Origin of the sequence: Burkholderia mayonis, from assembly GCF_001523745.2 — a bacterium.
GTDB classification, from domain to species: Bacteria; Pseudomonadota; Gammaproteobacteria; order Burkholderiales; family Burkholderiaceae; genus Burkholderia; species Burkholderia mayonis.
The window spans coordinates 2,624,797-2,648,916 of record NZ_CP013386.1; the positions used below are offsets into that span (position 1 = coordinate 2,624,797).

Genomic DNA, 24,120 nt, shown 5'->3' on the forward strand with positions numbered 1-24,120 from the left:
CGATAAGCGTGAGCGCTCAACTTCGCGGATAGCTCGAGAAAGGAGGTGATCCAGCCGCACCTTCCGATACGGCTACCTTGTTACGACTTCACCCCAGTCATGAATCCTACCGTGGTGACCGTCCTCCTTGCGGTTAGACTAGCCACTTCTGGTAAAACCCACTCCCATGGTGTGACGGGCGGTGTGTACAAGACCCGGGAACGTATTCACCGCGGCATGCTGATCCGCGATTACTAGCGATTCCAGCTTCACGCACTCGAGTTGCAGAGTGCGATCCGGACTACGATCGGTTTTCTGGGATTGGCTCCCCCTCGCGGGTTGGCAACCCTCTGTTCCGACCATTGTATGACGTGTGAAGCCCTACCCATAAGGGCCATGAGGACTTGACGTCATCCCCACCTTCCTCCGGTTTGTCACCGGCAGTCTCCTTAGAGTGCTCTTGCGTAGCAACTAAGGACAAGGGTTGCGCTCGTTGCGGGACTTAACCCAACATCTCACGACACGAGCTGACGACAGCCATGCAGCACCTGTGCGCCGGTTCTCTTTCGAGCACCCCCGCCTCTCGGCAGGGTTCCGACCATGTCAAGGGTAGGTAAGGTTTTTCGCGTTGCATCGAATTAATCCACATCATCCACCGCTTGTGCGGGTCCCCGTCAATTCCTTTGAGTTTTAATCTTGCGACCGTACTCCCCAGGCGGTCAACTTCACGCGTTAGCTACGTTACTAAGGAAATGAATCCCCAACAACTAGTTGACATCGTTTAGGGCGTGGACTACCAGGGTATCTAATCCTGTTTGCTCCCCACGCTTTCGTGCATGAGCGTCAGTATTGGCCCAGGGGGCTGCCTTCGCCATCGGTATTCCTCCACATCTCTACGCATTTCACTGCTACACGTGGAATTCTACCCCCCTCTGCCATACTCTAGCCTGCCAGTCACCAATGCAGTTCCCAGGTTGAGCCCGGGGATTTCACATCGGTCTTAGCAAACCGCCTGCGCACGCTTTACGCCCAGTAATTCCGATTAACGCTCGCACCCTACGTATTACCGCGGCTGCTGGCACGTAGTTAGCCGGTGCTTATTCTTCCGGTACCGTCATCCACCCCGGTTATTAGCCAGAATGATTTCTTTCCGGACAAAAGTGCTTTACAACCCGAAGGCCTTCTTCACACACGCGGCATTGCTGGATCAGGCTTTCGCCCATTGTCCAAAATTCCCCACTGCTGCCTCCCGTAGGAGTCTGGGCCGTGTCTCAGTCCCAGTGTGGCTGGTCGTCCTCTCAGACCAGCTACTGATCGTCGCCTTGGTAGGCCTTTACCCCACCAACTAGCTAATCAGCCATCGGCCAACCCTATAGCGCGAGGCCCGAAGGTCCCCCGCTTTCATCCATAGATCGTATGCGGTATTAATCCGGCTTTCGCCGGGCTATCCCCCACTACAGGACATGTTCCGATGTATTACTCACCCGTTCGCCACTCGCCACCAGGTGCAAGCACCCGTGCTGCCGTTCGACTTGCATGTGTAAGGCATGCCGCCAGCGTTCAATCTGAGCCAGGATCAAACTCTTCAGTTCAAACCTGTTACTGTTTTCGGTTGTTTCCAACCGGTCGCTCACTCAAAGCTGACAGGTCGTGAATTGCTTCACAAACCTGACTTACTTTAGTGTGAGACTCTTGATACTTTCGCTTTCGATCCGAAGATCGCCCGCTCCATCAAGCGCCCACACTTATCGGCTGTTCATTGTTAAAGAGCACATCTGCGAGAAGTACTTCCTACCTCGGACCGCCTTCTCAGCAGCGCTGCGTTGTCTGCAGCAGAGAAATGAGATTATGATCACTTATTTGCAGCGCGTCAACAACTTTTTACTGCCCCGTCGCGCACCGCCTCAATCACCTTCCCGCACCCTCGGTCGACTAACCCGCCAACCGTCTCGCCTCAAGCGCCGGAACCTCCCACTTCTTCTTTCGCGTCGCGTTTCCGTTACCGCGAAAGAGGCGTGATTCTAGACATAAGATTCGTACCCCGCAAGAGGGTTTCGACATTTTTTTGTCCCTTAAATATTCACACGCCGGACGCGCTCGCATATCGTCTTGTCTATATGGAAGACTGCCAGAAGGCAGGCAAACCGCTGAACATACGCGGAACGGACTAAAATGACAGGTTCCTCGCATCCAACCATGTCAATCTATGCGCCAGCGAACCGCTAAACGCCTCCCTCCCGATGCCGACAAACTGGTCGGTCTGTCGCTTGCGTTGTTTGCGTCCGGCAGCCGCGTCGAAGATCGCTTCTGGGAAGCCAAGCTCGACGCCTTGCTCGCAAAGATCGTCCGCAACGGCAACCAGACCACGCTCGACGCCGCGCTCGACCATCTCCAGCAGAATCATCCGGACGCCTACGGCGCCCTCGCCGACATGGCCGAGACGCACAGCGAATCGCTGTCCGTCGAGCATGACGGCAAGCCGTACGAGGCGCTTCTCGTCGCAGTCCCCGTACTTGCTTGGACCCGCTACATGATTCCGTCGGGCTCGCTCAAGATCGAGATCGCCGATGTGTTGCGCACCCATTTGCAAGCACACGTGCTTGCGCAAGGCACACTCGTCGCAATGGCGCCCTTTTTCTATAGCATCGATCAGTTGCCGCGCCATCACGTCGAAACTTACCGCCTCGCGCAGCAGCTCGCGCATGCGGCGCTCGGCAACCATCCGGTCAAGCTCAACTTCGGCGACCTGCCCGAGACCTCGCCGATCCTTGCCGATCCGCGCTTTCTGCTCGCTGTCGTCGCCGCGCCCGCCGGTGCCCCGCTCTTCCGCTGGCAAGAAGAAGAGCACGGTTCGCGCATCGAGCGCGGCCAATGCCTCGAGCAATGGGCTGCGCAAGGCGGCGTCAACCTGTCGGCCGCGCTGCCCGGCTGCGAATTCGAATGCTTGCTGCCCGACGCGTACTACTCCGCGTGCCGTGACGCGGACGAGCGGATCCGTCCGCACACCGTACGCACCGCGATCCGCTATCTGTTCGACACGATCGGCGCGCCGCCGCAAGAGCTGCGCGCCGTGATCGCCGGTTTCGGCGAGCGCCGGATCGACGAGTATCGCGTCGCGTTCACTCGCCGCGGCAGCAACGACGTCATTTATGGCGTCGTCTGGCCGCTCTATGGACGCGAAAACGGCGAGGCGGCCGTCGACGAAGCGACGCTCGAAGCCGAGGCGCCCGCCGACGGACCGCTCGAGGAAATCGCGTCGCTGCTGAAGGAAGCGGGCGTGACCGACATCCGCCGCCACGCCGGCCGTTTCGAACCCGAGTATTGCGACGATTGCGGCGTCCCGCTGTACGCGGATCCGCTCGGCGAGATCGTCCATGCGGAGATGCCGGAGGACGCGACGCCCGCGCAGCCGCACTTCCACTGAAACGCCGCCCGCCTCGCGCCGTCCGGCGCAAGTGGTCCATCAAAGGCCGCCTCGAGCGTGAGCTCGAGGCGGCCTTTGCACTGTTGCTTGTCTGAATTTTTCTTACGACTTTCAGCTAGGCCGACATTTTGTAATGTCTTTGTCATTATTGAGGGGATGGCACTCGTCGTTTTCTCGATCAATCGGATAAGCGGAGGCATAACATGAGGTTTCTGGTGCTCAATTCCGACGCAGAGCGTCGCGACGGCTTGAAAACCCTGCTGCGTCAAATCGACCGACATGCCGGCTACAACGACGCCAAGGACTGGCGGCAGGCGCAACGGCTCATCAAACAACAGAGTTTCGACTTGATCGCAGTCGACTGGCAAGACATCAAGCGGCTCGGCGATCTACATGCGCTTTGCCAGGCCTGCGCGCCGACGCCCGTCGCGGCGCTTACCGACGACGCGTCGCCGGAGCACGCGCAAGCGCTCTTCGACGCCGGCGTGCTCGGCGTCATTCCACGCTCGACGCGCCCTCACACCATCGTTCGCGCATTGGAAATGGTGCTGCTCGGCGAATACTACGTCCCGCCGAGCGCGCTGAACCTCACCGAGCCGGCCGCGCGCACAAGGGACGGCCGCGTAGACGCGATCGTCAGCCAGCTCCCGCGCAGGAAACGCTCGCCGTGCAGCCGCCTCTCGCCGCGCCAGGCGCAGATCATGCGTTTCGTACACATGGGCAGCACCAACAAGATGATCGCGCGCACGCTCGGCATCAGTGAAGGTACGGTCAAGATTCATCTGGCCAGCATCTTCCAGCAATTGGGGGCGACAAATCGCGCCGCCGCGGTCGCGATCTACAACGGTTGGCTACCGCCACATCTCGAAGTGCTGCTGTCCGCGCGCGACAGCTCGCCGAAGCCCGTACACGGCGCGGCCGGCCCCGTGCCGCTGCGCACGGCGAAGGCGCAACACAAGTACCCGCTCGTCGCCGAGAACGAATCGTCTGCCCAGCCGCTCATCGCGGCCGAACCGAGCGCTCCGTTCAAAGCGAGCGAATAGCCGGCAAAACCCGCGTAGAGAGCGAATCCATTCCCATCTTTTGTATTCAACGAGTAATATAAAAACATGGGTTTCCTCTACACGCCGCTTCCGTTCTGGGTCGCCGTCGGTGACTGGATCGCCGCCGGGGGGTTGCTCGCCTTCGCGTTGTGGAGGCGCCCGTTCGGGCGTCTGCAGGATGCGACACTGCAGCACGTGTGGCTCGCGCTCGTGACCACACTCACAGTGCTATGGGCGTCCAACGCGTGGCTCGACGACGGCCTCGTCATGCATCTCCTCGGCGCGACGCTGCTCGTCACACTGTTCGACTGGACCCTCGCGCTCGTTGCAATGGCGGCCGTGATCGGCGTCGCCGCGGTCGTGTTCGACGCGACCTGGCAAGGCATCGGGCTCACCTATCTCGTATACGGCGCACTTCCCGTCGCGATATCAGCGCTGCTGCAGCGCGCCGCGCTCGCGTGGCTGCCGCACAACCTGCCTGCGCTCATCATCGGCCAAGGCTTCGTGTCGCCTGCGATCACGGTGGGCGTCGTCGCGGCTACGGCGGCCGGCGTGCAGATCGCGCTCGCCGACGGCACGCTCGTCGTCGTCCCGTCCGGATATGCACTGAACGCATTGCTGCTAGCGCTCGGCGAAGCGTGGTTCACCGGCATGGCGACGGCGTTGATCGCGGTCTACCGGCCCGCATGGGTCACGACCTCCGACGTGCGCCGCTATCGCCTCGGCGGACCGCGTGCATGAGTTCGCACGCGCGTAGACGCGCGCGCACCCGGCCATACGGGCAATCGCTCTACTGCCGCGCCGGAAAATTACGCTAAGATGGAACCCTGCTCTTCATCGGGCATCTCACGTGCCTGGTGTCTCTATCGCGCTTATCTCATACCTCCAGATGGACAGCTTTCCCGCCTCGCATCGCCTGCTCGGCGCGCTCGGCAAGCTGACGGCCTGTGTCGCAGGCCTGTCGCTCACGTTCGCCGCGCCCGCGTTTGCCGACTTGCTCGATCAACGCGTCGAACTCGTCAACAAATACGTCAATGAAATGCACGCCGAACCGCTCGTCGCGGATTGCGCCGCACACGGCAGTTTCATCGCCAGCACGTCGAGCGCTTTCGATCATGTCGAATTTCCGCCGAACGCGTTCGACAGCGGCAACGCTTCGATCACGCCGTGGAACGACTCGTTCGACGAAGGCAAGCAGCGCGTGAAGGTCGACAACATCGTGACCGTCGAAGGCCTCGGCGTGCGCAGCAGCGGCGGCGACCCAGAACATCTAAAATTCCGCTGCGGCTATGTCGGCACGCAGATGCTCGCGTTCAGCTGGAACGATCCGGTGCCGCCCGCGAAGCCGCGCGTCGAGCGCACGACGTCGTCGAAGAAAAAGCTTCGCGCGCACTCGGGCAAGGGCAAGGTCAAGGCGAAAGCGGCGGGCAAGAGCAGCAAGCGATCGGCTGCGACGAAGAAGTCGGGCACGACGAAAAAAGCCGTGAAGAAACGATCAACGCAGAAGTCGTGAAGCAGCCCGTCGAACGCCGGTCCGAATGATGACGGCGTCGGGCATCGGGTGTCGTGCGTCATGCGCCGCCGTCGGCTCGACGCAAAAAAGCCGGAACGCGGCAATGCCGCTCCGGCTTTTTGATCCGCACTCCATTTCGCGCGCATCCTCGGTGCAAAGGCGATCGCTCAGACGAAAGTCTGTACGTGCTCGAGAATCGCGCCCAGCATCGCCGCGCCGAGCGACGCACTCCGCGCGCCGTTCCAGCCGACATGCTCGTCGGGCAGGTTCGCGTTGTCCTTGAACGGCATCTCGAGCGTCAGCGACAGGCAGCCGAACCGGTGGCCGATGTACTTCGACGCGAGCTTGAGCGCATCCTCCTTGTACTTTCCCGGCGGATAGCCTTGCTCGTCCTGGAAATCGGGGCTCGCGCGCTTGAACGCGTCGATAAACGCGCGCTGCTCGACACGCTGCTGCTCGGTGAAGCCCGGCAGCATCTCCGAGCCGGCCGCGAACACGTACGGTAAATCCTCGTCGCCGTGTATGTCGAAGAAGAGATCGCAACCGATCGCGTGAATCGCGTCACGCACGGCGAGCACTTCGGGGCTGCGCTCGGCATCGGGCTCCATCCACTCGCGATTCAGGTTCGCGCCCGCGGCGTTCGTACGCAGATTGCCGTGCACACTGCCGTCTGGATTCATGTTCGAAACGATGTAGAACGTCGCGCGATCGTAGAGCTTGCGCGCGACCGGATCGCCCAGCCAGTCGCCCCAGCCGACGAGCCGCTTCACGAGCCCTTCGACGAACCATTCCGCCATCGACTCGCCCGGATGCTGGCGCGCGATGATCCACACTTTCTTCTTCGCGACGCCCGCTTCTTCCAGCGTGCCGAGCACGACGAGCGACATCGGCCGCCCTTCGACCGTGCGGCCGAGCTCGACGACGTTCGCATGCGGCATCTGCTGGACCGCGCCGAGGAATTCCGAATGACGCTCTTCGCCGTACGGCTCGAAATACGCGTAATAGATGCTGTCGAAATCGGGCGTATGGTCGATCGTCAGCACCTGATCGTCATACGACGTCGGCACACGGAACCAATTGACCCGGTCGTAGCTCGCGACTGCGCGATAGTTGCGCCAGCCGGCCGGATACGCGCAGTCGTTCGCGTTCTCGAACGTCATCACGCAGCGCTCGCTGCGCGCGCCCGTCAGGCGGAAGTAGAACCACTGAGCGAACTCGGAACGATTGTCGCCGCGCACGCGCAGCCGGATCGCATCCGCGCGCTCGCACGACAGGACGTCGATCGCACCCGCGTCGAAATTGCTCGTGATCGAGAGAGTCATTGCATCTCCTGGTTGCGACGGCCGCGCCGGGCCGCCCGGAATTCAAGCGCCGACACGCCGGCGAAATACGTAGGTGTCGTCGTTCGACGCGGCTTCGTCGAACGCGTAGCCTTCCGATGCGAAGTCCTTCAGCGCGTCAGGCGACGCGATCCGCCCCTCGACGACGTAACGCGCCATCAGGCCGCGCGCGCGCTTCGCGTGGAAGCTGATGATCTTGTAACGGCCGTCCTTCCAGTCCTCGAAAACCGGCGTGACGATGCGCGCGTCGAGCAGCTTCGGCTTCACCGACTTGAAGTATTCAGCCGATGCGCAATTGACGAGCACGCGCGATGCGCCGTCGCGCGTCTTCAGCTCGACGTTCAGCGCCTGCGTGATCCGCTCGCCCCAGAACGCGTACAGATCCTTGCCGCGCGCGTTCGCGAAGCGGGTGCCCATTTCGAGCCGGTACGGCTGCAGCAGATCGAGCGGCCGCAGCAGCCCGTAGAGCCCCGACAGTACGCGGACGTGCCGCTGCGCGTAGTCGAGATCGGCGGCCGACAGCGAGCGAGCGTCGAGGCCTTCGTAGACGTCGCCGTTGAACGCCAGCACCGCCTGCTTGGCGTTTGTGGGCGTCGACGTACCCGACCAGTCCGCGTAACGCTGGAAGTTCAGGCGTGCGAGCGGATCGGAAATGCTCATCAGCGTCCCGATCTGCTGCGGCGACAGCCGGCGCAGTTCGCCGATCAATTCGGCCGCGTCGTCGGCGAACTGAGGCAGCGTATGAGTGGCAACGTGGGGCGGGGTTTCGTAGTCGAGCGATTTCGCCGGGGAGAGAACGATTATCATAGAGGCTCGCCGGCACGCCGTGCCGTGCAGTCAAACGAAAACCACCGATTGTAACGAATGCCAAGCCCCGACGCTCCGCGCGCCGGTCGCCGCGTGGTGCTCGATTCGAACGTCTGGATCGACATCCTCGTGTTCGACGACCCCGCCGCCCGCCCGATCCGCGATGCCCTGGAAACGGGCGCCATCACGGCGCTCATCGACGCTCGTTGCCTCGTCGAGCTCGAGCGCGTGCTCGACTACCCGCAGTTCAAGGCACGCTCGGTCGACAAGGCCGCCGCGCTCGCAACGATAGCGCGCCTGTCGGAGCGCGTCGGGAAGCCCGATCGCGGCGGGTCGCGGGAGGCCGCCGCGGCGACGGGCCCCGGCGCGGACCGCTCGCTTGCGGCTGCATCATCGGGGGACGTTTCGAACAGCCCGAATCCCTTGAACGATTCGGCCCTTTCGGATGCGACAGCCGTGACAGACGTGCAAGCGAACCGCATGGATTCGCCGTCGCCAGCCGACACGGCCGCGCCGTCCCCCGCCGCAGATGCGCCGCCGCCGCGCGGGTTGCCGAAGTGCAAGGACCGCGACGACCAGAAATTTCTCGAGCTCGCCTATGCGGCACGCGCCGACTGGCTCGTGTCGAAAGACCGCGCGCTTCTGAAGCTCGCGCGCCGGACCGAGCGCGACTTCGGCTTCAGGATCGCGCAACCCGCGCCGTTCGCCGCCTGCGCGCTCGCGGCCGACGCATCCGAGCCGGCGTAAGCGACGCGCTTCGCCCCCCTTTTCGCGCAAGCCACGATGAACGCACAGCACGACATGCCCACGACGCCCCCCCTCCTCTCCCGCCTGCCCGACGTCGGCACGACGATCTTCACGGTCATGAGCGCGCTCGCCGCGGAAAAGGGTGCGGTCAACCTCGGCCAGGGCTTTCCCGATTTCGATTGCGATCCGCGCATCGTCGACGCGGTCGCGCGCGCGATGCGCGACGGCCACAACCAGTATCCGCCGATGACGGGCGTCGCACCGCTGCGCGAGGCGATCGCGGACAAGATCGAGCGGCTCTATGGCCGCCGCTACGACGCTGCGACCGAGATCACCGTGACGGCCGGCGCGACGCAGGCGCTCCTGACCGCGATCCTGTGCGCCGTGCATCCGGGCGACGAAGTGATCGTGATCGAGCCGACCTACGACAGCTACCTGCCGTCGATCGCGCTTGCGGGCGCGACACCCGTGTTCGTCACGCTCGACGCGCCCGACTACGCGATTCCGTTCGACAAGCTCGCCGCGGCGATCACGCCGAAAACGCGCGCGATCCTGATCAACACGCCGCACAATCCGACGGGCACCGTATGGCGGGAGGCGGACATGCGCGCGCTCGAAGACATCGTGCGCGGCACCAACCTGCTGATCGTGTCCGACGAGGTCTACGAGCACATGGTCTACGACGGCGCGCGGCACGAGAGCATCGCCCGTTATCCGGAGCTCGCGGCGCGCAGCATCGTCGTGTCGAGCTTCGGCAAGACCTTTCACGTGACGGGCTGGAAGGTCGGCTACGTCGCCGCGCCCGCCGCACTGATGGCTGAATTCCGCAAGGTCCACCAGTTCAACGTATTCACGGTCAATACGCCGATGCAGTTCGGCCTCGCCGATTACCTGCGCGATCCCGAGCCATATCTGACGCTGCCCGCGTTCTATCAGAAGAAGCGCGACTTCTTCCGCGCCGGACTCGCGAACACGCGCTTCAAACTGCTGCCGTGCGCGGGCACGTACTTCCAGTGCGTCGATTATTCGGCGATCAGCGATCTGCCCGAAGCGGAATTCGCGAAGTGGCTGACGACCGAGATCGGTGTCGCGGCGATCCCGGTGTCGGCGTTCTATCACGAGTCGCATGAATCGGGCGTCGTGCGTTTTTGCTTCGCGAAGCGCGAGGAGACGCTCGCCACCGCGCTCGAGCGGCTCGCGCGCTTGTAAATCCGGCGCATGAGCGGGCCCCCACGGCCCCCCCACGAGCCGCCGCGACCGCCCGTCGCCGTTGTACGGTCAAGGCCCGGTCCATCGCGCCGCCGACATCGCGGCAAATGCGCGCGCGATGCGCAAGACGGCCAATCGGCCTTCGCGCACCGCGCGTGCATCACATGACTCGCGTCAACTCTGCTTCGCAAGCCCCGCGATGAACGCCTTGCGCTCTTCGCTCACGCGCCGCGCAGCCGGCCGCTCCGCCTCGATGCGCTTCACGTACGACTTCCAGTCGATTCCGGCATCGGCAATGAAATCGCGGCCGTAGACCGCTTTCGTCGCAAGCGCGATGATCGGCAAATGGATGAACGCAGCGACGTCGGCGATGCCGAACGTGTCGCCGAGCACGTAAGGCGAGAATTTTGCGAGCTGTTTGAAGCCGTCCAGCGCGCGCGGCATGCGCTTCTCGACGTGCGCCTTCGTGCCGTCGCTGATCTTGCCGCCGAAGAACGCCTCGGGAAACAGCTCGCGCGCGTTCCATTCGAGATACAGCTCGAGCACCGTCGTGATCTCGCGCGCCTTCGCCGCCGTGAACGGATCGGCCGGGAAGATGCGCTTGTCGTGATGGGTCGCGACGAGATATTCGACGATCGCCTGCGATTCGCTGATCGCGCCGTGCTCAGTCAGCAGGTATGGCACCTTGCCGAGCGGCGTGTCGGCGAACAGCGCGGGATCGTCGATCGGAAGCTCGACGAGCGTTTCCTCGAACGGAATGTCGTGCTCGAGCAGTACTAACTTGACCTTGTTGTAATAGTTCGACAGCGGTAAGCCACAGAGCCGAAGCATCGAAGTCTCCTTCGTCATGGGAAAAGGGCCGCGCGCGATGTGTCCCGCACGTCGCGTCGGCGTAACGCCGAAAAGCACGTTCATGCTAGTCTAAAGCAACTTCGAAGCCCGTCGCGGCGTTCGCGCTGCGGCACGTTTCGGCACCGCCTCAAAAATGCCGGTCAAGCCGGCTGGGACGGCGCCCGCGCCGCGCATGTACGCGGCGCGCCGTTCCCGATGCCTATCGCATTCAAGGAGACTCACTGCATGAGCGCAGAACTGCTCGCGTCCCGCCCGCCCGAAAGCGAATCGACGCTCGTCCTCACGCTGTCCAACCCCGGCGCGCGCAACGCGCTGCATCCCGACATGTATGCCGCCGGCCTCGAAGCGCTCAACACGGCCGAGCGCGATCCGTCGATCCGCGCGGTCGTGCTGACGGGCGCGGACCGCTTCTTCTGCGCGGGCGGCAACCTGAACCGGCTGCTCGACAATCGCGCGAAGGAGCCCGCCGCCCAGGCGGCGAGCATCGATCTGCTCGGCGAATGGGTCACCGCGATCAACACGGTGACGAAGCCCGTGATCGCGGCCGTCGAAGGCGCGGCCGCGGGCGCGGGCTTCTCGCTCGCGCTCGCGTGCGACCTCCTCGTCGCCGCCGACGATGCGAAGTTCGTGATGTCGTACGCGCGCGTCGCGCTCACGCCCGACGGAGGCGGCTCGTGGTTCCTCGCGCATGCGCTGCCCCGCGCGCTCGCGGCCGAGATTCTTTTCGAAGGCAAGCCCGCCGCCGCGTCGCGGCTGCATGAGCTCGGCGTCGTGAACCGCCTGACGAAGCCGGGCGCCGCACGCGACGAGGCGATCGCGTGGGCCGACGCGCTCGGCAAGATGTCGCCGAACGCGCTCGCGCGGATCAAGTCGCTAATCGCCGACGCGCAAACGCAGCCGCTCGCCGCGCATCTCGTCGCCGAACGCGATCACTTCGTCGCGTCGCTGCACCACGCGGACGCGCTCGAAGGGATCACCGCGTTCCTCGACAAACGCCCTCCCGTCTACAAACGCTAAAGCCCGCCCATGTCCTATCAATTGCCGAAACGTCGCCGCATTTATCTGATGCGGCATGGCGACGTCACCTACTTCGACGCGAGCGGCCGCCCGTTCGACCAGGACGCCGTGCCACTCAACGAGCGCGGACGGATGCAGGCGAGCGCCGCGGGACGCGTGTTCGCCGAGCAGCACGTGCGTTTCGACCGCGTGATCACGAGCGGCCTGCCGCGCACGATCGAAACCGCGCGGCGCGTGCTCGCGGAGATCGATCAACCGCTCGACATCGACATCGAGCCCGCATGGCGCGAAATTCGCGGCGGCTTCCTCGCCGACATCCCGCCCGAAGAGCAGGAAGCCGCGTTCCTGCGTGTGCTCGACGGCATCGTCGCCGAGCACACGCGCTTTCTCGGCGGCGAGACGATCGGCGAACTGATCGACCGCGTGCTGCCGCCGCTCGCCGCGCTGCGCGCGGACCCGTCGTGGGACACGGTGCTGCTCGTGCTGCACGGCGGCGTGAATTGCGCGCTCTTGTCGCACGCGACGGTGCCCGGACATCGGCTCTTCATCGGCACGCTGTCGCAGTCGGCGGGCTGCATCAACGCGCTCGACGTCGGCGAGCGCGACGACTGGGTCGTGCGGCTCGTCAACTACTCGCCGCCCGAAGCGCTGCACCGCGACACCCGCAACACGACGATGGAAGTGCTGTATCACCAGTTTTTGCAAAGCACGCGCGAATAGGTGCGTCGCACGGATCCGGAGGAGACGATGGCAGCCGAGAACGATCCGAAGTCCAAGCCGACCGATTACGCCGCATTCGAAGGCACGCGCCCCGTCGGCGACGCGCAGCGCTTCGACGTGGACGCGCTGAGCGCATGGCTCGTGCAGCACGTCGACGGTTTCGCCGGCCCGCTGTCCGTCGAGCAGTTCAAGGGCGGCCAGTCGAATCCGACGTTCAAGCTCGCCACGCCCGCGCGCAGCTACGTATTGCGCGCGAAGCCCGCGCCCGCGGCGAAGCTGCTGCCGTCCGCGCACGCGATCGAGCGCGAGTATCGGGTGATGGCCGCGCTCGCGGACACCCACGTGCCCGTCGCGCCGATGCTCGCGCGCTGCGGCGACGAAAGCGTGATCGGCCGCGCGTTTTACGTGATGGCGTTCGTCGACGGCCGCGTGCTGTGGGATCCGTCGCTGCCCGGCATGACGCCCGCCGAGCGCGGCCGCCATTACGACGAGATGAACCGCGTGATCGCTGCGCTGCACTCGATCGATCCGCAGACGGTCGGGCTCGCCGATTACGGCAAGGCGGGCAACTATCTCGCGCGTCAGATCGCCCGCTGGAGCAAGCAGTATCTGGCTTCGGAGACGGAGCCGATCGACGCGATGCACCGGCTGATCGACTGGTTGCCGCAACATCTGCCGCCCGAGACCGAAGACGACGCGCGCGTGTCGATCGTGCACGGCGACTATCGGCTCGACAACCTGATCTTCGATCCGCACGCGCCGCGCGTGCTCGCAGTGCTCGACTGGGAGCTGTCGACGCTCGGCGACCCGATCGCCGATTTCGCGTACCACTGCATGGCGTGGCACGTTACGCCCGAGCGCTTTCGTGGCATCGCCGGGCTCAATCTGCCGGCGCTCGGGATTCCCGACGAAGCGCATTACGTCTCCCGCTACTGCGAGCGCACCGGCCTGACGATCCCCGACAACTGGAACTTCTATCTCGCATACAACATGTTCCGGATCGCGGCGATCCTGCAGGGCATCATGAAGCGCGTCGTCGACGGCACCGCGTCGAGCGTCCAGGCGCTCGACGCCGGCCAGCACGCGCGGCCGATGGCCGAGCTCGCGTGGCGCTACGCACAGCGCGCACGCTAGCGTGCGCCCCATTCTTCCACCGAACCGACCGACAGGCGAGGCAGCCGTGCATTTCGATTACACCCCGAAAGTCGAAGCGTTGCGCGCGCGGCTCAACGCGTTCTTCGACGAACACATCTATCCGAACGAGCGCGCGTTCTACGAAGAGATCGCACGCAACCGGCGCGCCGGCGACGCATGGCAGCCGGTCGAGCTGATCGAGACGCTAAAGCCGAAAGCGCGCGCCGCGGGCCTGTGGAACCTGTTCCTGCCCGACTCGACGCGCGGCGCCGGCCTCACGAACCTCGAATACGCGCCGCTTTGCGAAATCATGGGCCGCGTGCCGTGGGCGCCCGAGGTCTTCAACTGCAACGCGCCCGACACCGGCAACATGGAAACGCTCGAGCGCTACGGCGCCGACGCGCACAAAGCGACGTGGCTCGAACCGCTGCTCGACGGCACGATCCGTTCGGCGTTCCTGATGACGGAGCCCGAGGTCGCGTCGTCGGACGCGACGAACATCCGGACCCGCATCGAGCGCGACGGCGGCGACTACGTAATCAACGGCCACAAGTGGTGGTCGTCCGGCGCGGGCGATCCGCGCTGCAAGCTCTACATCGTGATGGGCAAGACGGACCCCGACGCGCCCCGCCACGCGCAGCAATCGATGATCCTCGTGCCGTCCGATGCGCCCGGCGTCACCGTGCACCGGCCGCTCAACGTGTTCGGCTACGACGACGCGCCGCACGGCCATATGGAGATCACGCTCGAGAACGTGCGCGTGCCCGCGTCGAACCTGCTGCTCGGAGAAGGACGCGGCTTCGAGATCGCGCAGGGCCGGCTCGGGCCCGGCCGCATCCATCACTGCATGCGGCTCGTCGGGCTCGCGGAGCGCGCACTCGAACTGATGTGCCGGCGCGCGTCCGAGCGCATCGCGTTCGGCAAGCCGATCGCCGCGCAGACGGTCACGCAGGAGCGGATCGCCGAGGCGCGCTGCATGATCGAGCAGGCGCGACTGCTCACGCTGAAGACCGCGTACATGATGGATACCGTCGGCAACAAGGGCGCGCGCGGCGAGATCGCGATGATCAAGGTGGTCGCGCCGAACATGGCGTGCGAGGTGATCGACTGGGCGATCCAGGCGCACGGCGGCGGCGGCGTCAGCGACGATTTCCCGCTGGCGTACGCGTATGCGAGCGCGCGAACGCTGCGCTTCGCGGACGGCCCCGACGAAGTGCATCGCAACGCGATCGCGAAGCTCGAACTCGCGCGCCATGCGAGCGCGCCGGCACGAGGCAGCTAACTCGACGGCGATCGGCGACAGGCAGCGGCGACGCGCGCCGATGCGATCGCCGCCTTGCGCTCGGCCGCCCGGGTGACAGACGTTGCGAGTTCGCTCCGACGAACCGACAAATCGACGACCGACGAGTCGTCTAGCCGACGAGCCGAGGCCGCGCGGCGCGCATCGAAGCGCAGCGACGCACCACGCGCCGGCATCGTTTCCTCCGCCCGCGCAGCCGTCTGCAGCGCTGGCGGATCTATGCTCTAATTTCCCGCGTGCCGCGGCGCCGTAACGGCGCCGCATCGACGAACCATCACAAAGGAACGACGATGATCGACGTCTACAGTTGGGCAACCCCGAACGGCCACAAAATCCACATCATGCTCGAGGAGACCGGCCTCGACTATCGCGTGCATCCGATCGATATCGGCGCGGGCGACCAGTTCAAGCCGGCATTCCTGAAGATCAGCCCGAACAACAAGATCCCGGCGATCGTCGATCACGACGGTCCCGACGGCAAACCGATCTCGCTGTTCGAATCGGGCGCGATCCTGATCTATCTCGCCGAGAAGACTGGCAAGCTCCTGCCGTCCGCGCCTGCCGCGCGCTACGCGACGCTGGAATGGCTGATGTTCCAGATGGGCGGCGTCGGCCCGATGCTCGGACAGGCGCACCACTTCCGCCTCTACGCGCCCCAGCAGATCGAGTACGCGATCAACCGCTACACGAACGAGGCGAAGCGGCTATACGGCGTGATGGACAAGCGCCTCGGCCAATCCGCGTACCTCGCGAGCGACGATTACACGATCGCCGACATCGCGACGTTCCCGTGGACTCGCTCATGGAAGAACCAGGGCATCGAGCTCGACGACTTCCCGAACGTGAAGCGCTGGCACGAAGCAATCGCCGCGCGGCCGGCGGTGCAGCGCGGCGTCGAGGTGCTGGCGTCGCTGCGCAAGCCGTTGCAGGACGACGATCGCGCACGCGAGATGCTGTTCGGCGCGACGCAGTACTCGCGCCACTGACGCGCGACGCGCGGCCGGCCGCGCGCCTGCGCGGCGACGAATGCGGGCCATGTCGCCCGAAATGAAAAAGGGACGCGGATCGAACCGCGTCCCTTTCTATTGTCGCCTCCTTCGCCGCGCGCTGCGTCGCCGCGACCGCGACGCGAAGCAGCGAAATGCCGCGCGAGCGCTCAGAAGAAATGGAGCGTGACGAACTCCGCCGCGCATGCGAGCGCCTGCTTTTCAGGATGCTCGATCTCGACAGACACCGACCACGTCGCGCGCATGCCGCCCTGCGCGCCTTCGCTCACGTCCTTCACCGCGAAGCGCGCCCGCACGCGCGCGCCGACCGGCACCGGCCGCAGGAAGCGCACACGATTGAGCCCGTAGTTCACGCTCATCCGCTCCTCAAAGCGGACCGCGTCGACCATCAGCGCGGGAATCAGCGACAGCGTCAGAAAACCGTGCGCGATCGGCCCGCCGAACGGCGATTCGCGTCGCGCGCGCTCGGGATCGACGTGGATCCATTGACGATCGTCGGTCGCTTCCGCGAAGCGGTCGACGCGCGGCTGGTCGACGGTAATCCAGCCGCTCACGAACGGCTCCCCGCCGACGAGTTCGCGCAGCGCCTGCGCCGACGCGATCGTCGGCGGCGCCGCTTGCGTGTCGTCCGTCACGTTTGTCACGTGCGCTCCTTCGGCTCCCGCAGCCCGAACAGCACCTTCGAGCGCACGGTGATGACCGTCTCGCCCTGCTCGTTGACGCCTTCCCATTCGGTCGTCACGATCCCGCGATCGGGCCGGCTCGCGGACAGCCGCTTGTCGAGGACCTTGGTATACATCGTGATCGTGTCGCCCGAGCGCACCGGCTTGATCCAGCGGATCTCCTCGATGCCGGGCGAGCCCAGGCTCGTCGAGCCTTGCAGCACGTTGCGCACGAGCATGCCCATGAACACCGAGCACGTATGCCAGCCGCTCGCGACGAGCCCGCCGAACATCGACGACTTCGCCGCTTCCTCGTCGACATGAAAAGGCTGCGGGTCGTACGCCTGCGCGAACGTGACGATCTCGTCGGACGTGAATCGATGCTTGCCGACTTCGGTTTTACCGCCGACTTCCAGGTCTTCGTAACTGATACCCATCAAGCTTCTCCGTGAAATGAGTCGGGCGGGCGCGCCCGCTCAGGCATCCTGCAATGCCGCGAAATCCGGCAGCGACGCAAAGCGTGCGAGATGATGATCGACATCGCCGAGCGTCGTTTCGATGATCGACAGACGCTTGAACAGATGCGCGGCCGCGACCTCGTCGGTGACGCCCATCCCGCCGTGCAACTGCACCGCCTGCTGGCCGACGAAGCGCGCTGCCTGGCCGATGCGGACCTTCGCCGCCGACACCGCCTTGCGACGCGTGTTCGCATCGTCGCTCGCATAGCGCACCGCGGCGAGATACGCGAGCGAGCGCGCCTGCTCGACATGGATCAGCATGTCGACCATTCGGTGTTGCAGCGCCTGGAAGCGTGCGATCGGCATGCCGAACTGCTGGCGCGTCTTCGTATAGTCGAGCGTCGCGCGATTGAGCGCGTCGAGCGCGCCGATCGCCTCCGCGCACAGCAGCACGATCCCGTAGTCGGAGATCTTCTCGAGCGCGGCCGCGTCGCGCTCACCGCCCGCAAGCGCGCGCGCCGGCGTGTTCGACAGGCGGATCGTCGCCGCGCGCTGGCCGTCGATCGTCCGATAGTCGACGACGTCCGCGCCCGCTGCACCGCGCGCCACCGCGAACAGGCCGAGCGCGCCGTTCGGCAGCCGTGCGGGCGCGATCAGGACATCCGCCTGCGCGCCGTGCTGGACGATCGATTTGACGCCGTTCAGCGCGAATGCATCGCCGTCGGGCCGCGCGGTCGTCTCGATCGCGAACAGGTCGTAGCGCGCGTGCGGTTCGTGGAACGCGACCGCGAGCTTCGCGTCGCCCTGCGCCACGCGCTCGAGGAGCGCGGCGTCTTCGCCGCTGCCCGAGCCCGCGACGCGCACCGCCTCGATCCCGGCCGCGGTCGCCCAATAGGGCTCGACGACGAGCGCTCGCCCGAGTTCCTGCATCGCGACGAGCATGTCGACGGCGCCGCCGCCGAAACCGCCGTGCGCTTCCGGCACGGGCAGCGCGGTAAGGCCGAGCTCGGCGAACGCGCGCCACTGGTCGGCCGACACGCCGGCATCCGAATGGACGATCGCGCGCCGCGCGTCGAAGCCGTAGCGCTCGTCGAGATAGCGGCGCAGCGCGTCGGCGAATTGCTGTTGTTCTTCGCTGAAAGTGAAGTTCATGGCGCCGCTCCTCACAGTCCGAGAATCATCTGCGCGATGATGTTCTTTTGGATTTCGTTCGAACCGCCGTAGATCGACGTCTTGCGGTAGTTGAAGTAATACGCGGCGAGCGGCGCCGCGTCATCGTCGCCCGCGACGCTGTGCTCGCGCTCGCCTTCGAGGAACGGTGCGTCGAACGGCGCGGCGAGCGGCCCGATCGCGTCGATCATCAGCTCGGTCAGCGCCTGCTGGATCTCGGTGCCCTTGATCTTCAGCATCGACGCCTCCGGCCCCGGCCCGCGCCCGCTCGCCTCGCTGCTGACGACGCGCAGCACCGTGACTTCGAGCGCCATCAGCTCGATCTCGAGCGCGGCGATCTTCGCGGCGAAAACGGGATCGGCGATGAGCGGCTTGCCGTTCTTGCGCTCGCGCGACGCGATGCGCTTCAGGAAATCGAGTTCGCGCTTCGACGCGCCGACGCGCGCGATGCCGGTGCGCTCGTGTCCGAGCAGATATTTCGCGTAGGTCCAGCCGCGGTTTTCTTCGCCGACGAGATTCTCGACGGGCACCTTCACGTCCTCGAAGAACACTTCGTTGACTTCGTGATCCTCGTCGAGCGTGATGATCGGGCGAACGGTGATGCCGGGCGACTTCATGTCGATCAGCAGGAACGAGATGCCCTCCTGCTTCTTCGCCGCGGGATCGGTGCGCACGAGGCAGAACATCATGTTCGCGTACTGGCCGAGCGTCGTCCAGGTCTTCTGGCCGTTGACGACGTAATGATCGCCGTGTCGCTCGGCGCGCGTGCGCAGCGACGCGAGATCCGAACCCGAGCCGGGCTCCGAGTAGCCCTGGCACCACCAGTCGGTGCCATCGAGAATCCGTGGCAGATAATGCCGCTTCTGCGCTTCGCTGCCGTACTTCATCAGCACCGGCGCGACCATCGATACGCCGAACGGCAGCACGGGCGGCGCGCCGATCCGCGCGCACTCCTCTTCCCAGACGTGGCGCTGCGTCGCGTTCCAACCGGGACCGCCGTACTCGACGGGCCACGCGGGCGCGGACCAGCCTCGCGCGCCGAGCAGCCGATGCCAGCTCGCGAAGTCGTCGCGATTCAGACGCTTGTGATCGAGAACCTTGGCGCGCAGCGTGCGAGGCAGATTCGCCTCGAGCCATGCGCGGACTTCGGCGCGGAACGCGTCGTCGGCGGGGGAATAATCGAAATCCATGCGCAGTGTCTCCTCTGACCGCGCCGGCGGCCGCCGACGGCCGCGCAGCGATCAGCGATCGATCACTGCAAAGGCTCTTTCAGCGCGGCCGGAACCGGCAGCGGCATCACGTCGATGCCTTCTTCGGCCAAGGCTTGCGCGTCTTCGGGCGTGGTTACGCCGCGAATGCTGCGCGCGGGCGCTTCGTTGTAGTGAATGCGCCGCGCTTCCTCGGCGAAGCGCTCGCCCACGTTCTCGGTCTTCGCGAGCACCTCGCGCAGCGCACGCATTGCCTGCGCCTGCAGTTCGCGCGGATCGGCCGGCTGCGCCTGCGTCGCGCCCGACAGATTCAGGCGCGGCGCGGACGGCATGCGGCTGACCTCGGTCGCACCGCAAACCGGGCATTCGACCAGCTTGCGGGACAACTGCGCTTCGAACTCATCGGCCGAAGCAAACCAGCCTTCGAACCGATGGCCATCCGGGCATTGCAAATCGAGGACCTTCATGCTGAATCAGGGCGTGCTGCCAGTGTATCGCAAAAAGAAATTTTGTGAACGGTCGTGCTAAATCAAGTCTGAAAAAGGACGCGATCGAACGAACCGACGGCACCGATTGTATCCCTTCGCAAAGTCTCCCGCTCGGCCCGGCTTACGGCCGAATCGCATCGCCGAGCGGCCACGCGCCCGACATCGCCTTCTCGAGCCACATCGTGCCGATGATCGTCTTGACGTCGCTGATCTGGCCGGCGCGCACCCATTCGAGCAGATCCGGCAGCGTCGCCGTGAACGTCTCGAGGAACTCGCCATCGTCGAGCTTGCGCTCGCCCGCCGTCAGGCCGCGCGCGAGATAGATGTCGATGAATTCGGTCGAATACGAAATGATCGGATGAATCCGCGTGAGAAATACGTACTCGCGCGCGGTGTAGCCGGTTTCCTCGCGCAGCTCGCGGATCGCGCATGCGAGCGCGCCTTCGTCCGGATCGAGCTTGCCCGCCGGAAATTCGGCCATCACCTTGCCGATCGGATAGCGATATTGGCTCTCCATCAACACGCGGCCGTCGTCGAAGAGCGGAATGACCATCACGGCGCCCGGATGTGTCACGTATTCGCGCGTCGCATGCTTGCCGTCGGGCAGGCGAACCGTGTCGCGCTTGACCTTCAGGAACGAGCCGTCATACACGGGCTCGCTTTCGATGCAAGTTTCGGTGAGGGTGGCGTCGTGATTCGGCAAGTCGGCCATCGGCGGCTCCGCAGTGGGGCGCGACGGCCTACGCCGTCAGCGCCGTTTGACGAGATACTGGAACGTGAAGCCGGGAAACGCAAACACCACAAAAAGACTGAAGGTGATCGCGTAAAACTGCCAGCCCTGTTCGAAGCGATTGCCGGCGCGCGATTCGAGCCAGAAGCCCAATGCGCCGACGACGAAATACAGCACGATCAATTCGCCGATCCGGATCCACGCGCTCTTTTTCGCCGTCGCCCCGCTCTTGAGCGGCACGACGGCGAACAGGCGCTGGTTCAGGAACGGCAGGTTGGCGCCCGTGAGCGCCAACAGCACGATGAACCAACCGGCTGCCGACATTACAGCGGCAGCGTGTGACTGATCGCCTGCAGGCAGATCGTCATCAGCGGGCCCGGCACGATGCCGAGCACGACGACTGCGAGGCCGTTCAGCACGAGCACCGTACGCTTGCACGCGCCGCCCGCGATCGGGGTCGTGTCCTGCGGCGCGTCGAAGTACATCAGCTTGACGATGCGCAGATAGTAGAACGCACCGAACAGCGACGTGATGACGGCGAGCACCGCGAGCCACGTGAGGCCGGCGTTGACCGTCGCCTCGAGGACCGCGAGCTTCGCATAGAAGCCGACCGTCGGCGGAATGCCGGCGAGCGAGAACATCATCACCATCATCACGAATGCGAACACCGGGCTGCGTTTGTTGAGCCCCTTGAAGTCGTCGAGCGTTTCGGCTTCGAAGTCGCGGCGTGCGAGCAGCATCACGACGCCGAACGAGCCGAGCGTCGTCACGAGGTAGACGATCGTGTAGAACATCGCCGAGCTGTACGCGCTCGCCGCCGACGACGGGTTGCCGTTGACGACGCCCGCGAGCAGTCCGAGCAGCACGAAGCCCATGTTCGAGATCGCCGAGTACGCGAGCATCCGCTTCACGTTGCGTTGGACGATACCCGTGATGTTGCCGACGATCAGCGACAGCGCCGCGAGGATCACGAGCATTTCCTGCCAGTCGACCGCGAGCGGCAGCAGACCCATCACGAGGAAGCGCAGGCCCCACGCGAACGCCGCGACCTTCGGGCCGCCGCCGACGAAGAGCGTCATCGCGGTCGGCGCGCCCTGGTAGACGTCCGGCACCCACATGTGGAACGGCACGGCGCCGAGCTTGAACGCAACGCCCGCGACGACGAAGATCACGCCAAACAGCAGCACCGCGTCGTTGATGCGACCCGATGCGACCGCCTTCAGCACTTCGTTGAGCTCGAGCGAGCCCGTCGCGCCATACAGCATCGAGATCCCGTACAGCACGAAGCCCGAAGCGAGCGCGCCGAGCACGTAGTACTTCATCGCCGCTTCGCTCGACTGCGCCGCGTCGCGACGCAGCGCGATCACCGCATACAGCGACAGCGACATCAGCTCGAGGCCGAGGTACAGCGTCAGGAAGTTGTTGCCCGAGATCATCACGAGCTGGCCGAGCAGCGAGAACATGCCGAGCAGGAACACGTCGCCGCGGAACAGATCGCGATCTTCGAGGTACTTGCGCGAGTAGACGAGCGTCACGGCGAAGCCGAGCGACACCACCGCCTTCATCACGCTCGCGAACGAATCGACGACGACCATCCGCGAGAAGAAGTAGTACTGCTGGGGATCGAGGGCTTGCAGCGCGAACCACACGCCGGCCGCGGCCGATGCGACGACCGCGATCAGGTACGTGAGGCGGCGGCCGGCCGCGCCGACGAAGGTGTCGTTCAGCCACGCGACGATGATGGCGACCATCACCAGCGCATCAGGCAACAGGACATTCATAGGTGCGTTTTGCATGATCTTTGTATCCTCCGCTCGCGCTTACTGGGCCAGCGGCAGTTTCGACTGCGCGACATGGGAGAGGAGGTTTTCCACGGAAACGTGCATCACGTCGGTGAAAGGCTTCGGATAGAGGCCCATCAGCATCGTGAACGCGGCGAGCACGGCGAGCATCACGAACTCGCGGCGGCTGATGTCCTTCAGCTTCGCAACGTGATCGTTCGCCACCGCGCCGAAGTACACGCGCTTGTACATCCACAGCGTGTACGCCGCACCGAGAATCAGCGTGAACGCCGCGCCGAACGCGATCCAGAAATTGAACTGGACGGCGGCGAGAATCACCATGAACTCGCCGACGAAACCCGACGTGCCCGGCAGACCGCAGTTGGCCATCGAGAACAGCATCGCGAACGCGGCGAACTTCGGCATCACGTTGACGACGCCGCCGTAGTCGGCGATCTGACGCGAGTGCAGGCGATCGTACAGCACGCCGATGCAGAGGAACATCGCGCCCGACACGAAGCCGTGCGAGATCATCTGGACGATCGCGCCTTCGACGCCGAGCTGGTTGAAGATGAAGAAGCCGAGCGTGACGAAGCCCATGTGCGCGATCGACGAATACGCGACGAGCTTCTTCATGTCCGCCTGCACCATCGCGACGAGGCCGATGTAGATCACGGCGATCAGCGACAGCGCGATCACGACGGGCGCGAAGAAGTGGCTCGCGTCCGGCGTGATCGGCAGCGAGAAGCGCAGGAAACCGTATGCGCCGAGCTTCAGCATGATCGCGGCCAGCACGACCGAGCCGCCCGTCGGCGCTTCGACGTGCGCGTCAGGCAACCAGGTGTGGACGGGCCACATCGGCACCTTCACCGCGAACGCGAGGAAGAATGCGATGAAGAGCAGCACCTGCGGCGTCATCGCGATCTTCGCGTTCTGCCACGTGGCGAGGTCGAACGAATGCGTCTGCGTGTACAGGTAGATCAGCGCGACCAGCATCAAGAGCGAGCCGGCGAGCGTGTACAGGAAGAACTTGAACGCCGCGTACACGCGGTTCGGGCCGCCCCAGACGCCGATGATGATGTACATCGGGATCAGCGTCGCCTCGAAGAACACGTAGAACAAGAGGCCGTCGGCCGAGGAGAACACGCCGATCATGATCCCCGAGAGAATCAGGAACGCGGCGAGGTACTGCGACACGTGCTCGGTGATCACCTCCCAGCCGGCGATCACGACGATCACCGTGATGAGCGCGGTCAGCACGACGAACCACATCGAGATGCCGTCGACGCCCAGGTGATACGTGATGTTGAAGCGTTCGATCCAGGTCGTTTGCTCGACGAACTGCAGCGCAGCGGTGCTCGAGTCGAAGCCCGTGATCAGCGGGATCGTGACGGCCAGGCCCGCCAGCGAGCCGATCAGCGCGATCCAGCGCGCCGCGCCCGGATTCTTGTCGGAGCCGACCGCGAGCACGATGAGGCCGAAGACGATCGGCAACCAGATCGCGGTACTGAGAATCGGAAAAGAGTGCATT

At 64.8% G+C, this 24,120-nt stretch carries 23 protein-coding genes and 1 rRNA gene; 11 read left to right on the forward strand and 13 right to left on the reverse strand.

Going from position 1 to position 24,120, the window contains the following annotated elements; translation table 11 throughout:
* Positions 1-38 precede the first annotated feature (38 nt).
* Positions 39-1,571 (reverse strand): 16S ribosomal RNA (locus tag WS70_RS12600).
* A 614-nt stretch (positions 1,572-2,185) separates the two neighbouring features.
* On the opposite strand from WS70_RS12600, the gene WS70_RS12610 reads away from it, so the two are divergent.
* The 4 genes from WS70_RS12610 to WS70_RS12625 all read left to right on the forward strand — a co-directional run bounded on the left by WS70_RS12610 (position 2,186) and on the right by WS70_RS12625 (position 5,959).
* Positions 2,186-3,403, forward strand: a complete 1,218-nt coding sequence (locus WS70_RS12610; protein WP_059470625.1) for a DUF2863 family protein — start codon at positions 2,186-2,188, stop codon at positions 3,401-3,403.
* 203 nt (positions 3,404-3,606) lie between these two features.
* Positions 3,607-4,446: a response regulator transcription factor gene (locus WS70_RS12615; RefSeq protein WP_059470624.1), complete on the forward strand. Its 840-nt coding sequence runs from the start codon at positions 3,607-3,609 to the stop codon at positions 4,444-4,446.
* 66 nt (positions 4,447-4,512) lie between these two features.
* The gene (locus WS70_RS12620; protein WP_059596623.1) at positions 4,513-5,187 is read left to right on the forward strand and encodes an energy-coupling factor ABC transporter permease; all 675 of its coding nucleotides are present in this window, start codon (positions 4,513-4,515) and stop codon (positions 5,185-5,187) included.
* A 148-nt stretch (positions 5,188-5,335) separates the two neighbouring features.
* Positions 5,336-5,959, forward strand: coding sequence for a BspC domain-containing protein (locus WS70_RS12625; protein ID WP_059470622.1), 624 nt, complete (start codon positions 5,336-5,338; stop codon positions 5,957-5,959).
* Positions 5,960-6,126: 167 nt separating this feature from the next.
* Here the strand turns inward: WS70_RS12625 and WS70_RS12630 are convergent, their stop codons facing one another.
* On the reverse strand, positions 6,127-7,281 hold the full coding sequence (locus tag WS70_RS12630) for a M14 family metallopeptidase (protein WP_059470621.1): 1,155 nt from the start codon (positions 7,279-7,281) through the stop codon (positions 6,127-6,129).
* Between the two features lie 42 nt (positions 7,282-7,323).
* Entirely contained in the window at positions 7,324-8,106 is a 783-nt protein-coding gene (gene yaaA / locus WS70_RS12635; RefSeq protein WP_059596624.1) for a peroxide stress protein YaaA, read from the reverse strand.
* 93 nt (positions 8,107-8,199) lie between these two features.
* Between yaaA and WS70_RS12640 the strand changes: the two genes are divergently transcribed.
* A complete protein-coding gene (locus WS70_RS12640; protein ID WP_418230155.1) occupies positions 8,200-8,853 on the forward strand; it encodes a PIN domain-containing protein in 654 nt (217 codons plus the stop codon).
* Between the two features lie 36 nt (positions 8,854-8,889).
* Positions 8,890-10,062: a pyridoxal phosphate-dependent aminotransferase gene (locus tag WS70_RS12645; protein ID WP_059470618.1), complete on the forward strand. Its 1,173-nt coding sequence runs from the start codon at positions 8,890-8,892 to the stop codon at positions 10,060-10,062.
* Positions 10,063-10,236: 174 nt separating this feature from the next.
* Here the strand turns inward: WS70_RS12645 and WS70_RS12650 are convergent, their stop codons facing one another.
* Positions 10,237-10,893, reverse strand: coding sequence for a glutathione S-transferase (locus tag WS70_RS12650; RefSeq protein WP_059470630.1), 657 nt, complete (start codon positions 10,891-10,893; stop codon positions 10,237-10,239).
* A gap of 246 nt (positions 10,894-11,139) precedes the next feature.
* On the opposite strand from WS70_RS12650, the gene WS70_RS12655 reads away from it, so the two are divergent.
* From WS70_RS12655 to WS70_RS12675, 5 genes are all read left to right on the forward strand, one after another.
* A complete protein-coding gene (locus WS70_RS12655; protein WP_059470617.1) occupies positions 11,140-11,931 on the forward strand; it encodes an oxepin-CoA hydrolase, alternative type in 792 nt (263 codons plus the stop codon).
* 9 nt (positions 11,932-11,940) lie between these two features.
* The gene (locus WS70_RS12660; protein ID WP_059470616.1) at positions 11,941-12,651 is read left to right on the forward strand and encodes a histidine phosphatase family protein; all 711 of its coding nucleotides are present in this window, start codon (positions 11,941-11,943) and stop codon (positions 12,649-12,651) included.
* 27 nt (positions 12,652-12,678) lie between these two features.
* Positions 12,679-13,785 carry a phosphotransferase gene (locus WS70_RS12665; protein WP_059470629.1) on the forward strand — a complete coding sequence of 369 codons (1,107 nt, stop codon included), beginning with the start codon at positions 12,679-12,681 and terminating at the stop codon, positions 13,783-13,785.
* A 46-nt stretch (positions 13,786-13,831) separates the two neighbouring features.
* The gene (locus WS70_RS12670; RefSeq protein WP_059470615.1) at positions 13,832-15,067 is read left to right on the forward strand and encodes an acyl-CoA dehydrogenase family protein; all 1,236 of its coding nucleotides are present in this window, start codon (positions 13,832-13,834) and stop codon (positions 15,065-15,067) included.
* Between the two features lie 308 nt (positions 15,068-15,375).
* The gene (locus tag WS70_RS12675) at positions 15,376-16,071 is read left to right on the forward strand and encodes a glutathione binding-like protein (RefSeq protein WP_059596626.1); all 696 of its coding nucleotides are present in this window, start codon (positions 15,376-15,378) and stop codon (positions 16,069-16,071) included.
* A gap of 170 nt (positions 16,072-16,241) precedes the next feature.
* Here WS70_RS12675 and WS70_RS12680 read toward each other — a convergent pair whose 3' ends face one another.
* The 9 genes from WS70_RS12680 to WS70_RS12720 form a co-directional block, all read right to left on the reverse strand.
* A complete protein-coding gene (locus WS70_RS12680) occupies positions 16,242-16,736 on the reverse strand; it encodes a MaoC family dehydratase (RefSeq protein ID WP_059596627.1) in 495 nt (164 codons plus the stop codon).
* Positions 16,733-17,191, reverse strand: coding sequence for a MaoC family dehydratase (locus WS70_RS12685; RefSeq protein ID WP_059596628.1), 459 nt, complete (start codon positions 17,189-17,191; stop codon positions 16,733-16,735). The genes WS70_RS12680 and WS70_RS12685 overlap by 4 nt, the downstream gene beginning before the upstream one ends.
* A gap of 39 nt (positions 17,192-17,230) precedes the next feature.
* Positions 17,231-18,364, reverse strand: a complete 1,134-nt coding sequence (locus tag WS70_RS12690) for an acyl-CoA dehydrogenase family protein (RefSeq protein WP_059596629.1) — start codon at positions 18,362-18,364, stop codon at positions 17,231-17,233.
* 11 nt (positions 18,365-18,375) lie between these two features.
* Positions 18,376-19,572 carry an acyl-CoA dehydrogenase family protein gene (locus WS70_RS12695; protein WP_059470611.1) on the reverse strand — a complete coding sequence of 399 codons (1,197 nt, stop codon included), beginning with the start codon at positions 19,570-19,572 and terminating at the stop codon, positions 18,376-18,378.
* Between the two features lie 62 nt (positions 19,573-19,634).
* Positions 19,635-20,057 (reverse strand): DUF1178 family protein, encoded by a 423-nt coding sequence (locus tag WS70_RS12700; protein ID WP_059470610.1) that lies wholly within the window; start codon positions 20,055-20,057, stop codon positions 19,635-19,637.
* 142 nt (positions 20,058-20,199) lie between these two features.
* Complete coding sequence (locus WS70_RS12705; RefSeq protein WP_059470609.1) at positions 20,200-20,790, reverse strand: NUDIX domain-containing protein; 591 nt, start codon at positions 20,788-20,790, stop codon at positions 20,200-20,202.
* Positions 20,791-20,826: 36 nt separating this feature from the next.
* Positions 20,827-21,132, reverse strand: coding sequence for a DUF2818 family protein (locus WS70_RS12710; RefSeq protein ID WP_059470608.1), 306 nt, complete (start codon positions 21,130-21,132; stop codon positions 20,827-20,829).
* A complete protein-coding gene (gene nuoN / locus WS70_RS12715; RefSeq protein ID WP_059596630.1) occupies positions 21,132-22,589 on the reverse strand; it encodes an NADH-quinone oxidoreductase subunit NuoN in 1,458 nt (485 codons plus the stop codon). The genes WS70_RS12710 and nuoN overlap by 1 nt, the downstream gene beginning before the upstream one ends.
* 39 nt (positions 22,590-22,628) lie before the next feature.
* On the reverse strand, positions 22,629-24,119 hold the full coding sequence (locus WS70_RS12720) for an NADH-quinone oxidoreductase subunit M (RefSeq protein WP_059596631.1): 1,491 nt from the start codon (positions 24,117-24,119) through the stop codon (positions 22,629-22,631).
* Between the last annotated feature and the right edge of the window lies 1 nt (position 24,120).